The 13,940-nt window shown below is 50.8% G+C and carries 15 protein-coding genes; 8 read left to right on the top strand and 7 right to left on the bottom strand.

Features of this window, described 5'->3' with window-relative positions:
- Positions 1–11: 11 nt before the first annotated feature.
- Positions 12–1,295: a YeaH/YhbH family protein gene (locus AC0LWE_RS04885; protein ID WP_219346766.1), complete on the bottom strand. Its 1,284-nt coding sequence runs from the start codon at positions 1,293–1,295 to the stop codon at positions 12–14.
- Between the two features lie 129 nt (positions 1,296–1,424).
- Positions 1,425–3,359, bottom strand: a complete 1,935-nt coding sequence (gene yeaG / locus AC0LWE_RS04880; RefSeq protein ID WP_059178249.1) for a protein kinase YeaG — start codon at positions 3,357–3,359, stop codon at positions 1,425–1,427.
- 431 nt (positions 3,360–3,790) lie between these two features.
- Between yeaG and AC0LWE_RS04875 the strand changes: the two genes are divergently transcribed.
- On the top strand, positions 3,791–4,537 hold the full coding sequence (locus AC0LWE_RS04875; protein WP_059178248.1) for a MipA/OmpV family protein: 747 nt from the start codon (positions 3,791–3,793) through the stop codon (positions 4,535–4,537).
- Positions 4,538–4,628: 91 nt separating this feature from the next.
- On the top strand, positions 4,629–5,483 hold the full coding sequence (locus AC0LWE_RS04870; protein WP_202666963.1) for an aldo/keto reductase: 855 nt from the start codon (positions 4,629–4,631) through the stop codon (positions 5,481–5,483).
- 38 nt (positions 5,484–5,521) lie between these two features.
- On the opposite strand, the gene AC0LWE_RS04865 is transcribed toward AC0LWE_RS04870, so the two are convergent.
- The 5 genes from AC0LWE_RS04865 to AC0LWE_RS04845 all read right to left on the bottom strand — a co-directional run bounded on the left by AC0LWE_RS04865 (position 5,522) and on the right by AC0LWE_RS04845 (position 8,981).
- Positions 5,522–6,406 carry a D-hexose-6-phosphate mutarotase gene (locus AC0LWE_RS04865; protein ID WP_202666962.1) on the bottom strand — a complete coding sequence of 295 codons (885 nt, stop codon included), beginning with the start codon at positions 6,404–6,406 and terminating at the stop codon, positions 5,522–5,524.
- Between the two features lie 211 nt (positions 6,407–6,617).
- Positions 6,618–7,172: a hypothetical protein gene (locus tag AC0LWE_RS04860; protein ID WP_474264953.1), complete on the bottom strand. Its 555-nt coding sequence runs from the start codon at positions 7,170–7,172 to the stop codon at positions 6,618–6,620.
- On the bottom strand, positions 7,159–7,629 hold the full coding sequence (locus AC0LWE_RS04855) for a hypothetical protein (protein WP_474264951.1): 471 nt from the start codon (positions 7,627–7,629) through the stop codon (positions 7,159–7,161). Before AC0LWE_RS04855 ends, AC0LWE_RS04860 begins: the two co-directional genes overlap by 14 nt.
- A gap of 1 nt (position 7,630) precedes the next feature.
- Positions 7,631–8,605 (bottom strand): phage integrase, encoded by a 975-nt coding sequence (locus tag AC0LWE_RS04850; RefSeq protein ID WP_474264949.1) that lies wholly within the window; start codon positions 8,603–8,605, stop codon positions 7,631–7,633.
- Positions 8,606–8,681: 76 nt separating this feature from the next.
- Positions 8,682–8,981: a helix-turn-helix domain-containing protein gene (locus tag AC0LWE_RS04845; protein WP_474264947.1), complete on the bottom strand. Its 300-nt coding sequence runs from the start codon at positions 8,979–8,981 to the stop codon at positions 8,682–8,684.
- A gap of 120 nt (positions 8,982–9,101) precedes the next feature.
- Between AC0LWE_RS04845 and AC0LWE_RS04840 the strand changes: the two genes are divergently transcribed.
- From AC0LWE_RS04840 to AC0LWE_RS04815, 6 genes are all read left to right on the top strand, one after another.
- Positions 9,102–9,371 carry a DNA-binding protein gene (locus AC0LWE_RS04840; protein WP_449547194.1) on the top strand — a complete coding sequence of 90 codons (270 nt, stop codon included), beginning with the start codon at positions 9,102–9,104 and terminating at the stop codon, positions 9,369–9,371.
- A gap of 13 nt (positions 9,372–9,384) precedes the next feature.
- A complete protein-coding gene (locus AC0LWE_RS04835; protein WP_474264945.1) occupies positions 9,385–9,606 on the top strand; it encodes a phage filamentation protein Fil family protein in 222 nt (73 codons plus the stop codon).
- Positions 9,607–9,659: 53 nt separating this feature from the next.
- A complete protein-coding gene (locus AC0LWE_RS04830) occupies positions 9,660–10,010 on the top strand; it encodes a hypothetical protein (protein ID WP_474264943.1) in 351 nt (116 codons plus the stop codon).
- 70 nt (positions 10,011–10,080) lie between these two features.
- Positions 10,081–11,064 (top strand): DNA adenine methylase, encoded by a 984-nt coding sequence (locus AC0LWE_RS04825; protein ID WP_474264941.1) that lies wholly within the window; start codon positions 10,081–10,083, stop codon positions 11,062–11,064.
- Positions 11,064–11,291, top strand: coding sequence for a ParE family toxin-like protein (locus tag AC0LWE_RS04820; protein ID WP_474264939.1), 228 nt, complete (start codon positions 11,064–11,066; stop codon positions 11,289–11,291). Before AC0LWE_RS04825 ends, AC0LWE_RS04820 begins: the two co-directional genes overlap by 1 nt.
- Complete coding sequence (locus AC0LWE_RS04815; RefSeq protein ID WP_474264937.1) at positions 11,288–13,894, top strand: replication endonuclease; 2,607 nt, start codon at positions 11,288–11,290, stop codon at positions 13,892–13,894. Before AC0LWE_RS04820 ends, AC0LWE_RS04815 begins: the two co-directional genes overlap by 4 nt.
- The last annotated feature ends 46 nt before the right edge of the window (positions 13,895–13,940 follow it).

The raw sequence follows: 13,940 nt of genomic DNA, 5'->3' as shown, positions 1-13,940 counted from the left end.
TGGCTGTTATATTATGTGTTGCTGGTACTCGATTGTTTGTGGAACAGTTCGCGGAACACCGGGTAAATATCGTCCTGATCGCGGATATGTTGCATAGCAAAGTTATCGAACATCGTTTGCAGATGCTCATACTCACGCCACAGCGTTTGATGCGCGCGGCGCGTAATTTCGATGTAGCTGTAATAACGCACCACGGGCAGAATTTTCTTCGCAAGGATTTCGTGACACAGCGGTGAATCGTCAGCCCAGTTATCGCCATCGGAGGCCTGAGCAGCATAGATATTCCACTGCGCCGGGTCGTAGCGTTCCTTAACCACTTCATCCATCAGCTTCAGCGCGCTGGAGACAATCGTCCCACCCGTTTCCTGCGAGTAGAAAAACTCATGCTCATCGACTTCTTTTGCCTGCGTGTGGTGGCGAATATACACGACATCGACGTTCTTATAGGTTCGGCTCAGGAACAGATAAAGCAGAATATAAAAACGCTTCGCCATGTCTTTGGTGGCCTGATCCATAGAGCCTGAAACGTCCATCAGGCAGAACATCACCGCCTGACTGGAGGGTTCCGCACGTTTCTCATAGTTCTTATAACGCAGGTCAAACGTGTCAATAAACGGCACTCGTTCGATTTTTGCGCGTAATTCAGCGATCTCTTTGCGGAGCCGTTCCTCTTGCAACAGCTGCGCAGGCTCCGTGTTCTCAACCGTTTTCAGGCTGACTTCCAGCTCGTGCAGCTCACGACGTTTCCCTGCCGTCATCGCTGTGCGTCGGGCCAGTGAATTTTGCAGCGAACGGACCACGCTAATATTGGCCGGTACACCGTTGGCGGTATAGCCCGCGCGGTGGGTTTTGTACTCGTTTAACTGACGGTGCTGATTTTTTTTCAGGTTTGGCAGCGCCAAATCTTCGAACAGCAGATCGAGATATTCATCTTTTGAGATCTGGAAGACAAACTCGTCCTGACCTTCACCGTCCTGACTCGCTTGCCCCTGACCGCTTCCGGACCCGCCACCGCCACCCTGTGGGCGCTCGATGCGGTCGTTTTGCACGAAGTGATCGTTACCCGGATGGACGCGATGGCGCAGGCCGCCACGTCCCTGATGGAACATCGGTTCGCTAATATCGTCCGTCGGGATTGAGACGGACTCGCCGCTATCAACATCGGTGACTGAACGTTTGTTGATGGCCTCGGAGATCGACTGTTTAATTTGCGATTTATAACGGCGCAAGAAGCGCTGGCGGTTCACCGTGCTCTTGTTTTTGCCGTTAAGACGCCGGTCAATAAACCAGGTCATAAGCCCCCCGTACTGCATTTGCCAACTTTATGCGGTCCCCGTAAGGCCGGAAAAACGGCGTCTGTCCGGCTTACGGTTTACCTATTTTGTTAGCCCGACAGCAGAACTGCCGGGCAATTTTCTGGACTGTTATGACGATTTACGCACGCGCAGATACCATTCACACAGCAAACGCACCTGCTTGCGGGTATAGCCTTTCTCCATCATGCGGTCGACAAAATCGTCGTGTTTTTTCTGCTCGTCGGTTGAGGTTTTGGCATTGAACGAAATGACCGGCAACAGCTCTTCGGTATTGGAGAACATTTTCTTCTCAATAACCGTGCGCAGTTTTTCGTAGCTGGTCCAGTTCGGATTACGCCCGCTGTTATGCGCTCTGGCACGCAGGACAAAGTTGACGATTTCGTTACGGAAGTCTTTCGGATTACTGATCCCGGCAGGCTTCTCAATTTTTTCCAGCTCGGCGTTCAGGGATTCTCGGTCAAACAGCTGACCGGTATCCGGATCGCGATACTCCTGATCCTGAATCCAGAAATCTGCATACGTGACGTAACGGTCGAAAATGTTCTGCCCGTATTCGGAATAGGATTCCAGATAGGCGGTCTGGATCTCTTTGCCGATGAACTCGGCGTATTTCGGGATCAGATAGCCTTTGAGGAACTCAAGATAGCGTTCTGCCAGCTCTTGCGGGAACTGCTCGCGTTCAATCTGCTGTTCGAGCACGTAGAACAGATGCACCGGGTTGGCCGCCACTTCAGCGTGATCGAAGTTGAACACGCGGGAGAGGATTTTAAATGCGAAACGCGTGGACAATCCGTTCATCCCTTCGTCGACACCGGCGTAGTCGCGATACTCCTGATAGGACTTCGCTTTCGGATCGGTGTCTTTCAGGCTTTCACCGTCATAGACGCGCATTTTTGAATAAATGCTGGAGTTTTCTGGCTCTTTCAGACGCGACAGAATCGAGAAGCGCGACAGGGTTTCCAGTGTCCCTGGGGCACAAGGCGCATGCACCAGCTCACTGTGGTTGAGCAGTTTTTCGTAAATTTTGATCTCTTCGGAGATCCGCAGGCAGTAAGGCACTTTGACAATGTAAACACGGTCAAGGAACGCCTCGTTGTTTTTGTTATTTCTGAACGTCACCCATTCTGATTCGTTCGAGTGCGCCAGAATGATCCCGTTGAACGGCAGGGCAGAGATACCTTCTGTCCCGTTGTAGTTCCCTTCCTGCGTGGCCGTCAGCAGCGGGTGCAGCACCTTAATCGGCGCTTTGAACATCTCGACGAATTCCATCACGCCCTGGTTTGCCCGGCACAACGCGCCGGAATAGCCGTAGGCATCAGGGTCGTTTTGCGCGTGGTGTTCCAGTTTACGAATGTCGACTTTACCGACCAGCGCAGAGATGTCCTGGTTGTTCTCATCACCAGGCTCCGTTTTCGCGATCGCAATCTGTTCCAGAATTGAAGGCCAGACTTTCACCACGCGGAACTTGGTGATGTCACCGCCGAATTCGTGCAGGCGTTTTGCCGCCCATGGCGACATGATGGTGCCCAGATAGCGGCGCGGAACGCCAAATTCTTTTTCCAGAATCTGCGCATCTTCCTGCGGATTGAACAGGCACAGCGGGTGATCGTTGACCGGACTGCGTTCGCCGTTGGCGCTCAACACATAAATCGGCACGCGCTGCATCAGCGCTTTCAGTCGTTCCGCCAGGGACGATTTACCGCCGCCCACCGGACCCAGTAAATAAAGGATCTGTTTCTTCTCTTCAAGGCCTTGGGCGGCGTGTTTCAGGTAAGAAACAATCTGCTCGATGGCATCTTCCATGCCGTAAAATTCTTCAAACGCGGGATATCGTGCAACTACACGATTCGAAAAGAGACGGGAGAGCCGTGGTTCGAGCGCCGTGTCGACCATGTTAGGCTCACCAATAGCCATCAATAGCCTTTCTGCCGCATTAGCATAGGCACTGCGATCTTGCCGACAAATGGTAAGAAACTCCTGCAGTGTGAACTCTTCGTCCTTGGCAGCTTCGTAGCGCTGGCGATAGTGATCGAATATATTCATGGCATGCCGTCCTTTCGTTTTTAGCACAGGAAAAGAGCCGTTCGTATGAATAGTGGAGGCTCCTGGAAGAAAAACCGTCGCATCTCACTGTCTAAGCAGCAACCCGTGTGCCAGGTCTGACGCTCACAACCGCAGGGTGTTCAGGCATTCATCTTCTTAAAATTAAGCGTAGATGGCATTTGCAAAACTTGCATGCCTGCAAAAACTAATTTCAATGACATATCAATAACTCATCCGAATAATTAGCCGATGAAATAAGCATAAAATGTCAGGTTTCATCCAGGCGTCACAGAATTGAAAGGAGTCGGTCATCTTAAACAATGAAAATAATCGGTTAATCAAACTCATTAGCAGGCAAAAAATTTTGGGATGTTTAGCAAGGGCGGTTACACTTCAACCGCTGATTATTTGACTACAGGAAAGAATGGATTGTGACCAAACTCAAACTTCTTGCATTGGGCGTTCTTGTCGCCACCGCTGCGAGCACCGTGCACGCTGAAGGTAAAATGTCCCTCGGCGCCGGCGTGGGTGTGATCAATAGCCCATACAAACAGTATGATCGTGACGTTTACCCGGTCCCGGTTATTACCTATGAAGGTGACAACTTCTGGTTCCGTGGTCTTGGCGGCGGTTACTATCTGTGGAATGACGAGGCGGATAAGCTCTCTGTCATGGCCTACTTTGATCCGATGCACTTTAAGCCGGGCGACAGCGACAGCCGCGCCCTACGCCAGCTCGATAAACGCAAAAGCACCATGATGGCGGGGCTTTCCTACGTTCATAACACCCAATATGGTTTCCTTCGCACCTCGATTGCGGGCGACACGCTGGACAATAGCAACGGTTTCATCTGGGATTTGGCGTGGCTTTACCGTTATACGAACGGCGGCCTGACGCTGACGCCAGGCATCGGCGTGGATTACAGCAGCGAAAACTACAACGACTACTATTATGGGGTGTCTCATAAAGAGTCGAATCGCAGCGGCCTGAAAAGTTACGATGCGGACGACGGCTGGAGCCCTTACCTGGAACTGACCGCGAGCTATAAATTCGCCAGTGACTGGAATGTGTACGCCACCACTCGTTATTCCCGTGTGAGCGATGAAGTTAAAGACAGCCCAATGGTCGACAAGTCCTGGTCCGGTCTGTTCTCAACGGGTGTGACTTACAGTTTCTGATTGCGCACTTATACAGTGCATTTTATGCATCACAACGGGGCGCTTGCGCCCCGTTTGTTTTACGGTGGTGCAGAGAAAACAGGAGAGACGAATGAGTGAAAAAATCGTGACCTTTGCCGAAGGCTTGACGGTCCCCGCGATTGGGCAGGGAACCTGGTACATGGGAGAAAATGCCAGTCAGCGTCGCAACGAAGTGGATGCACTGCGAGCGGGCATTGACCTTGGCCTGACGCTGATTGATACCGCTGAGATGTACGCTGACGGCGCCGCTGAAGAGGTGGTGGGCGAGGCAATCAAAGGCCAGCGCGAAAAAGTGTATTTGGTTTCCAAGGTGTATCCGTGGAATGCCGGCGGACAAAAAGGGATCGCCGCCTGTGATGCCAGCCTGCGCCGTCTTGGAACCGATTATATCGATCTGTACTTGCTGCACTGGCGCGGCAATTTTGGTCTCGATGAAACCGTCGAACTGATGGAGACATTGCAGCAGCAGGGCAAAATTGGCCGCTGGGGTGTTTCGAATCTGGATTACGACGACATGCAGGAGTTGGCGAGCGTGACGGGCGGTACGGCCTGCGCAACAGACCAGGTGCTTTATCATCTGGCGTCTCGCGGCATTGAATACGATCTGCTTCCCTGGTGTCAGCAGCAGAACATGCCGGTTATGGCGTATTGTCCGCTTGCTCAGGCCGGGCGCTTGCGTTCGGGTCTGATGAATCATCCCGTCGTGAACGACATTGCTCGCAATCATCAAGCAAGTGCTGCGCAAATTTTGCTGGCATGGGTGATTAGCCATAAAGGCGTAATGGCGATCCCGAAAGCCGCTACCCTTGAACATGTGACGGAAAATGCGGGAGCGTTGGGGATTGCGCTTTCAGCGGAAGAGTTACTAAAACTGGATAATGCTTTTCCAGCGCCAGACCACAAAACGGCATTAGACGTGGTGTAACGGTTTCCCCCTCACTTTGCGGGTGAGGGGGACGATCGTTAGCGTTTCACGATCTTAATCGTCTGACCAAGACGAGACGGCTTGTCGGCGCTCGCTTTCTGCGGCACAGTCACGCAAGCGGTTTCGACGCATACGAACGTTTTGTAGCCATCATCCGGCACGTCCGCCATGCTGACAGACAGCGCTGGGCCAGGGTTCCAGCCCACGACGTTGCTGTGATGCTGGTGGATCACTTCAATCGCGCGGTTCAGCTTCGCATCGTGGATCACGCTGCACGCTTCTGGATTCAGATAAACGCGGTCAGTACGATCCGGGAAGGTCTGGATGCCATCACTCAGCTTACCTTGTTTCGCGTTATCCACTTTGTCGATATAGGTATCGCCAAGGCCGCTGACGTTGACCTCGGTAATGTCGCCGACGTTAAAATAGGTGTGCAGAGCAGAGGCGGTTTCAAACTCACCGTGAGCTTCCAGTTCGATTTCGCAGGTTTTACCCAGTTTGAAGCGAGCAAACAGCGTAAAGTCATGCGGCCACAGCGCACGGGTCTCTTCGTTGCTTTGCAGTTCGAACGTCAGGACGGCACCGTTGTCATCTTCATTATGCGCTTTCAGCGTCCACCGCTGGTTACGGGCAAAACCGTGAGCGGGCAGACCCTGCTGAGCAGCAGGACCAAACCACGGCCAGCAAATCGGTACGCCACCGCGAATCGCCGCGCCTTTTTTGAAGGATGTTGCCGCGCTCAGCCACAGGCCTTCTTCTTCGCCTTCCGGTTTCCAGGAGAGCAAATGCGCACCGTTGAGCGCGACAGAAGCCTTAACGCGCGGGTGGTCGACAACGATGATATCCGCTTCATCAATCTGACGGCGGGAAAGCACAGGGGTAAGTTGTTCGACTACCGGAAGAGCAAAAATTTTGTGAATCATTACGCAATCCTCTGTCTTTTATTCAGAAATAAAAAAAGGCGACCGAAGTGGCCTCTCTTTATTTATTTAATTCAGTAAGTTACTGTTTTGTCAGTAATGTGGTTACAGCATTCTACAACATAAAACCACACGTAACATCAGTGATTGGGGCAATTTGTGGACACCTGAATCAGAAAAAAGCCTCGCATGTGCGAGGCTGTGTAAGTTTGGATTACTTGGATAGTATGACCGAGAGGACGCCAGCGAGAAGTGTTGCGATAACACCAACGATACCCACCCCAAGTGGAATAAATACGCTACCTAATTTCCATTTAGACTTTTCATCAAGCGCCCTGAGGATAGATTGCTGCGATTCATTAACAGCCGATAAGACCTCCCCTCGCATCGCCGCCATCTCAGTTTTGAGCTCACCCCTAAGTTTAGCCATCTCAGTAGATAGGTCACCACCTTGCTTAGCCATTTCAGTACGAATATCGCCAGCTTGTTTGGCAATCTCGGTTCTTAGTTCGCCTCTGAGTGCAGTGATCTCGACATTGATTTCCGTAATGTCAGCTTTCGTCGCAAAATTATCGGAACGAGCAATTATAGTGGTCAGGTCATTTCGAATGACTTTGACATCGCCTTCGAGGTTAGTTACTCGTTTCTCAAGGTTGTCCATAGTGCCATCTCCATCTGAGCCACCGGGCTTGGTACTTTGAAGTATATCATCTTGACGATTCATGTAGGCATCACCTTCGTCGCATACGCGCAGTTTAGGTCGGCTCATTGCCTTCTCCTTCACCGCTTTGTTTTCTATGCTCTCTAACCCATTCGAGAACATTCTTCGCTCTGAACAGGTCTAGGTGCCCGCATTCAGCACAATGTCTGATGTAATATGGACGTGCAGGGGTTGGTTCACCACTAGAATCCGTTAGAAATGTAAAAGACGCATATCTGATTCGTTTTTGCTCTAATTCAGCACTATCAGCATCTGTACTTTCATCTAACTCAGTATAAGTCCCTATTGGTATAACCACATCCTCACTTCCGCAGGAAGTACATTTGTCGGAAATACCTTTAGAATCCATATATTCAAAAAACTCTTCTGGTTTCAATTCCAGCGGTTCTTCATATCTTGATGCTAAGTACGATTTGTGTGGTTGATTTGAAACTCTCAATTCAGCTAAATATTTTTTTCTAAGATATTCCATTAATTCAGAGTCAGAGGGGTCTTTTAAATCCATACTATGAACTCTCCATCGGGTTAAATCTGACAGCATCTTGTAGATAGTCTGGCGCTAAGTGCGCATAAACCATTGTTTGTTGAATTTTGGCATGTCCGAGTATCTTCTGCAGTACAAGAATGTTGCCACCGTTCATAATGAAATGCGAGGCGAATGTGTGACGTAATGCATGGACCGCCTGCCCTTTAGGCAGGTCAGGGGCAACCTTCTTAATTGCTTCGCGCACAATGCCATAATCGACATCCGGAAAAATCAAGCCGCGACCACGGGCACTTAGTTCCTTCTCAAGCTTCTTGCTGATGGGGACTGTGCGATCTTTTCCATTTTTTGTGTCGATAAACGTAACTCGTCCATGAGTCACTCTTGTGTTAACTAATCTGACCACCTCTCCCCAACGCGCTCCAGTTGAAAGGGAAAGCTCTGCAGCAAGTTGCTCATCACTGGGTAACTCATGTAATAGAGCGGCAATTTCTGGCAGCGATAAAAAGCCCATCTCAGCGGTGGCAACTTTCAATTTTCTTGTGCCGGAGAACGGGTTTTTGTCGTGGAAATTACCAGTTTCGATGAGAGTGCCAAAGACAGCTGAGACGGCAGTTATATCTCTATTTATTGTGTTGGCTGATACGCCCGCCTCGAACCGCTCGGCTCGGTAGGTGGCAATCATTTTTTTGTTTATTTGATCCGCACGCGGATAGCCTAGGCGCTTATCAATCGCCTTAACTTTATTATGTGTGTTAGTAGCAGATTTCATCATCTGGCCTTTGAGCTGATACCAGATGTTAATCAGTTCGGAGAGATGGCGTTTGTCTGCTGGCCGATCCTGCCACTCTTTATTATGAAAAGACGCAATTGCCCAGCGCTCATATTGTTGAGCCTCGGATTTTGTAGCAAAGCGTTTTCTTAGTCGTTTTCCATCACGGCCTTGTGGGCGTACGTCAACAAGGAATCTCCCGTCAGGTAGTTTTGAAATTGTCATTCGTTACCCTCCCAAAAATTAACTTTGTAGGCGCAGATGCCACCCGTTGACCATAGCTCTTTGATTTTCAAAGCAACTAACCAGCCTTCTTGCCGCTTTGGTTGTTGGATGTGATCTTTTGCCCATCAGGGGAGAGAGCCGGACTGATCTGTCCGGCAGCCTCATTTGCTTGTCCTGTCATTATCCATAGCGTGTATTTACTAAAATCTTTGGTTTCAATGACCCTATCGATTACGGAGATCCCCGCCCCTGAACGGCCAGACTCATAATTCTTTATAACTCCAATGTTTATGCCGGTTAACTCGGCAAATCCTGCCTGACTAAACCCCTCGGCCTCACGTATTTCTTTGAGCCTTTTTCCACGATCGCTTGACATGGTAGTGTTTTCACTCCTAATATTGCGCCGTTGGTAGTGAAAACACTACCAATCAACTATGGACAATTGCTAATTGCGGCAAACTACAGCAGTTAGCACCAAGACGTGAGGATAACACTTATGCCTAAGAAGCTGAAAACCTCAGTGAATTCAGGACCAACGGCTGGAAACTTGCCGGGAGACTACCCGTTCGGAAATCGAGTTTCAGAGTCACTTGCTGATTACGCGAAACGTATGGGTGTATCAGTGGGAGCAATGCGCACACGAGCGGACAGGGGAATGCTTCCAATATTGCAGGCGGCCCCAGGGAAAAAGCGTGAAGTTAATCTTTACGCGATCTATATGAATGCCCGCTACAAAGGCGAGCGTTACACCGAAATGATGAATTGAGGTAATGAATATAATGGATCTTACCGAATGCCCTTCATTTGCCAGCCTCCTGACCAAAGGGCAGCTAATAACACACCGTGCCCACACCCGAGGTTGGATCGAAACCCCGAATGGGCGTTTCTTCCAGCCAAAGGCAACCGAAGTGCAATTCGTCAAACATAGCCGTATGCCTTTCATGTCACGTCCACGTAATAAGCGCCGTTGGTTTGCTCGCCTGATGGGCATCTTCGCTTAGTTTTTGAGGGTGGAATCATGATGGATAAGACCAGACAGCAATCAGGACGCCAAATGTTTTTGAAGCAACGTGCCCGACTGCAAGCCACCGTTAAAGCTTCCCGCATAAACGACACGGCAACCCGCTTCAATCGACTGGATGAAACCCGTAGGAAAGTGGTTTTCATCCTGGCGAATGACGCCGCCAGTCGCTTGGCCGGAATACCTCAACTAACCCGCAGCCACCTGCATTTGAACTATGAAGATCTGAGCGAAGCGGAACAAACCTGCCTGATGATGGGCATTAAACGCCTTGCAGAGTTCGCCGCGTCAATGCCGTGGGAATTTGAAGACTTTGTCGCCCCTCGCGCGGAGTTACAGGCGCTACGCGATAAACCGCCAGAGCCAGACAAGCCAACTAATTAATCCATAACGACCCACAAAAAAGAAACAGACGCTAACGCGTCGGGCTTCTTGCATCCTGGAGAAAGTAAAAATGATTCGTTCGCTCGTGAAGTGGCCTGGTGGTAAAAGCCGTGTAATTCCTGATCTACTGCCGATGCTGCCAAAGGCGGATTGCCTTGTTGAACCGTTCGTCGGTGGAGCTTCTGTTTTCCTCAATACTGAATATCGTCGTTATATTCTGGGCGATATAAATCCCGATTTAATTAACCTGTATCGCCAGATAACCCGCTGGCCTGATGCGGTGAACGATGCCGCCCGCCCATTGTTTAAGGTTTATGGTGATAAGGATGGTTACAACTGGATCCGGAATGATTTCAACGCCCGTGCCCGTGATTATCTTTCATCGCGCGATGTATTCGACAATGGCCCAGATGCTGGCAAGATTCTTCGCGCAGCGCAGTTCCTTTACCTGAACCGTCACGGTTATAACGGCGTCGTTCGCTACAACCGGCAGGGCGGATATAACGTTCCTTTTGGTAAGCACAAAACCCCGCCTTACTTCCCTGAAGAACAGATTCGCTTATTCTCTGAAAAAGCTAACGACACAAAAGCTGTTTTCGTGTGCTGCGATTTCCAAAGCACGCTAAAAATCATGATTGGCAGTAACGCTGTTATCTACTGCGATCCGCCATACCTGCCAGCAAGCGAAACCGCCAACTTCACCCAATACCATAGCGCCCCGTTTGGAACAAAAGAGCATTGCCAGTTAGCTGCCGCCCTGCTGGCAACCAACCGCCAGACTGGTGCGCCGGTGATCCTTTCCAACAGCGACACTCCAGCCACGCGCGAGATTTATAGCGCATTCGACTTTCAGGAAATTAGCGTTAACCGTTCAGTTAGCGCGAACGCCATAACACGCGGGGCCGCCAAAGAGGTGATCGGCGTCCTCAAAGTTTGCGCCGGTTGTGACCGTGCCGGTGGTGGCCGTTGCCCTGAGTGCGGACCAGCCTGCGGTCAATCTTCTTACGATGCGATGGTTGCATCGGGGGCATTCGACCTTGCGGAGGATTTCTGATGGTTACCCGTTTGCAAATTTCATGCGCCGCGCCGCTGTGTGTATGCAAAAGGGCAACTGCCGAATTAAGACATTACGTGAAAGGCCGGAAAAACTATTCCCGTATTAAGCCGAATCACTATCTAGTGATCCGTCTGGGTTGTCGCTGGCGTTTATTGAGTGAAGACGATGGCAAGGTGTGGTTACTGCTGACCCACGAAAAGTACAATGTGGAATGTAAGAAGTGACGGATTTCGCCTGGCTCTGGAATAAACCACGCCCCGCAATTGGGGCGTTTCCGTTTACGTCCGCGGATCCTGCGCCGGTTGCAGTGGCCTTAGCGCAGCATCCTGCCGTTGAAAAACATATCGACAGGCTGATCAAACGCGCCGGTTACAACCCTAATGAGGTTCGCAACCGTAAAGCGCTTATCCTTGCCCTGGATAAATACGAGCCGCGCGGCCTGCCGCTTTCAATTCATCAAAAGATAGTCAACGCTGACAATGCGGCCGCAATTGCCGCCGCTGTCGCTTGGGCAGAAACCCCAGAAGGTGTAGAGGACCGTTTATCGTCCGAGCCGTTCTTTATCCGCGAAGTCTGGCGCAAAAAAATTCATTGGCTACGTTCGAACCGCGAAACCCGACACATTAATGATTTTCTTATGGGGACCGTGAAAAAATCATTACTGCGTCTTGATGTCGTTCGCAGCAAGCAAGGCGTGGCAACTGATGTCACCGGCGAGCTGGCCGCATACTGGCACGGGCGCTGGCAACGTCTGGCAGATTTTACAAAGCGGGAAGCATTAAGTGCAGCAAACGAGATCGGTAGCCGCATTGCTGAAATGCTTGAAACTGAATGCGAAGCCCTGGGATTAACAGCCGAGGGTATGAGCGTTGAAGAGCTGGACTGGCTTTATTGCCACCTGGGCCGCGAAATGCTGGCCCTTCGCGTTGTACCACCTGCATGGAATGCGCCGTGGGAGCGTGAGCGGATCTTCACTGCCATTTTGCGTATGTGTTCGCCGGACTGGTGGGGCCGCAAAATATGGCGACTTCGTTGCGATTGGCGCGAAAACCAGCTGCGTGCAATTGGAGCTGTTCACAAAAAAGCCCATGCTTATGTCAGTGCTTCCAGCCTGATGGAATGGCAGGAACAGCGCCGCAAGAACCGAGATTTTTTCAAGAGTCATGAACTGGTTGATGAAGACGGTAATGTCTCATCACTGGAAGAAATGATTAACAAGTCCACGTCTAACCCGGCGATCCGCCGTCATGAATTAATGGCGCGAATGGCTGGGGTTGAACTTGTCGCGCAACAACGCGGTGATGTGGGCATTTTCCTGACCATCACTTGCCCATCCAAATATCACAGCAACATCCAGTCAGGCCACCACAACGCCAAATGGAACCACACAACGGTTGCCCAGGCGCAGCAATATCTTTGCCGGGTATGGAACAGAGCAACGGCCAAACTGAAACGCGAAGATTTACGCCCCTATGGCTTCCGTGTCGCCGAGCCACACCACGATGGCACGCCGCATTGGCACGCTCTGCTATTTATGCCGCAAGCAGAAGTCAAAGCGACCGTTGCCATTCTGCGGGAATACTTTATCAAAGAGGACCGCGCCGAGCTGGGGCGTAATACCGGCGCTCGTTTCAAGTCCAAAAAAATGGACCCGCGTAAGGGATCTGCAACGGCATATATCGCCAAATACATTTCAAAAAATATCGACGGCCACGCACTGGCCGGTGAGCTGGACGACGAAAGCGGCAAGCCGCTGAATGAAACGGCCAAATATGCAATGGCCTGGGCATCCCTTCACCGCATCCGCCAGTTTCAGCCAATGGGCCAGCCGCCAGTGACGGTTTACCGTGAGCTGCGCAAACTGAGCAACCAGATCACAGCCCGTCAGAAAATTACGAATACCTTCAAACGCGGCGCGGCCATGCTGTCGGATCCTGCAATGGATGCGGTCTGCGCAGCTGCCGATGTGGGTTGCTTCGCAACTTACATCCTGCGACAGGGGGGCGTGTTAATCCCGCGCGAAGACTATGTCGTCCGTCTTGCATATCAGGACGCTGACGAAATGAATGCTTACTGTGAAACCCCGGAAAAGGTCTTCGGGGTCTGGTCGCCGCGTCTGGGTGAGATTTCCCGCATTTGCACGCGTCTGGTTAAGTGGACCATTCGCGCCAAATCCAAAGCCACCACCGGAGCCAAAAGCGGCCCCGGTTTGGGGGTTGACGTTTTGCCGTCGCCAACCGGCGACGCTTGGAGTTCTGTCAATAACTCTACGGAAGACGAAAAAATCACCGATTTCCCGCCTGATGTGGAGGCTATGACAGAAGAGTCAGAGGAAGAAATTTTCGATTTTGACAACATGGACCTGCCAACGCGGCGCAGGTTAATGCGGCGACTACGTGAAACCCCGTTCAAAAGGCCGCAAAGCGGATCGCCTTATGAGCCAGGGAGTGAATTAGATGTCGCGTGGCGTTCTGCCGTAGAAAAAAATGAGGCCAAATCAGAGGCAGAGAACGTCAGAAGGGCGGCGCTTGCGCCAGCGGTTGCCAGACTGCTGGATGATGCCGCCATTCATATGCTTGAAATATCAGAAGCGCAAGCCCTGTCACTTCTGACGGGCAGCCGTCTGGAAGTTGACGGCAAAATTTATCGTGCCAGCGCTAACGGGGAATTAATCACTCGTCAGCAACGCGACGAAGCCAAGACGGTTAAAAAGCTTTGGGAGGGCATGCGAGATAAGCACGGTATTGATGTGTCGCAGCTTCGCTTTGATCCATTTGGAGAATATTTAAATATTTTAAATAAAAGATATCATGAAAGAACCAAATGAAATTATAAAAGATAATTATGGCAACTTCGCTAAAAAAGTTGCCATA

The sequence above is a fragment of the Lelliottia sp. RD5 genome, assembly GCF_056032945.1.
The sequence above is the reverse complement of the archived record's forward strand: the minus strand, read 5'-3'. Positions and strand labels throughout refer to the sequence as shown.

Bases quoted from the DNA above. Each gene is read 5' to 3' on its own strand.
- AC0LWE_RS04885 (WP_219346766.1), bottom strand. From the start codon at position 1,295: ATGACCTGGTTTATTGACCGGCGTCTTAACGGCAAAAACAAGAGCACG.
- yeaG (WP_059178249.1), bottom strand. From the start codon at position 3,359: ATGAATATATTCGATCACTATCGCCAGCGCTACGAAGCTGCCAAGGAC.
- AC0LWE_RS04870 (WP_202666963.1), top strand. From the start codon at position 4,629: ATGAGTGAAAAAATCGTGACCTTTGCCGAAGGCTTGACGGTCCCCGCG.
- AC0LWE_RS04865 (WP_202666962.1), bottom strand. From the start codon at position 6,406: ATGATTCACAAAATTTTTGCTCTTCCGGTAGTCGAACAACTTACCCCT.
- AC0LWE_RS04860 (WP_474264953.1), bottom strand. From the start codon at position 7,172: ATGAGCCGACCTAAACTGCGCGTATGCGACGAAGGTGATGCCTACATG.
- AC0LWE_RS04855 (WP_474264951.1), bottom strand. From the start codon at position 7,629: ATGGATTTAAAAGACCCCTCTGACTCTGAATTAATGGAATATCTTAGA.
- AC0LWE_RS04850 (WP_474264949.1), bottom strand. From the start codon at position 8,605: ATGACAATTTCAAAACTACCTGACGGGAGATTCCTTGTTGACGTACGC.
- AC0LWE_RS04845 (WP_474264947.1), bottom strand. From the start codon at position 8,981: ATGTCAAGCGATCGTGGAAAAAGGCTCAAAGAAATACGTGAGGCCGAG.
- AC0LWE_RS04840 (WP_449547194.1), top strand. From the start codon at position 9,102: ATGCCTAAGAAGCTGAAAACCTCAGTGAATTCAGGACCAACGGCTGGA.
- AC0LWE_RS04835 (WP_474264945.1), top strand. From the start codon at position 9,385: ATGGATCTTACCGAATGCCCTTCATTTGCCAGCCTCCTGACCAAAGGG.
- AC0LWE_RS04830 (WP_474264943.1), top strand. From the start codon at position 9,660: ATGTTTTTGAAGCAACGTGCCCGACTGCAAGCCACCGTTAAAGCTTCC.
- AC0LWE_RS04825 (WP_474264941.1), top strand. From the start codon at position 10,081: ATGATTCGTTCGCTCGTGAAGTGGCCTGGTGGTAAAAGCCGTGTAATT.
- AC0LWE_RS04820 (WP_474264939.1), top strand. From the start codon at position 11,064: ATGGTTACCCGTTTGCAAATTTCATGCGCCGCGCCGCTGTGTGTATGC.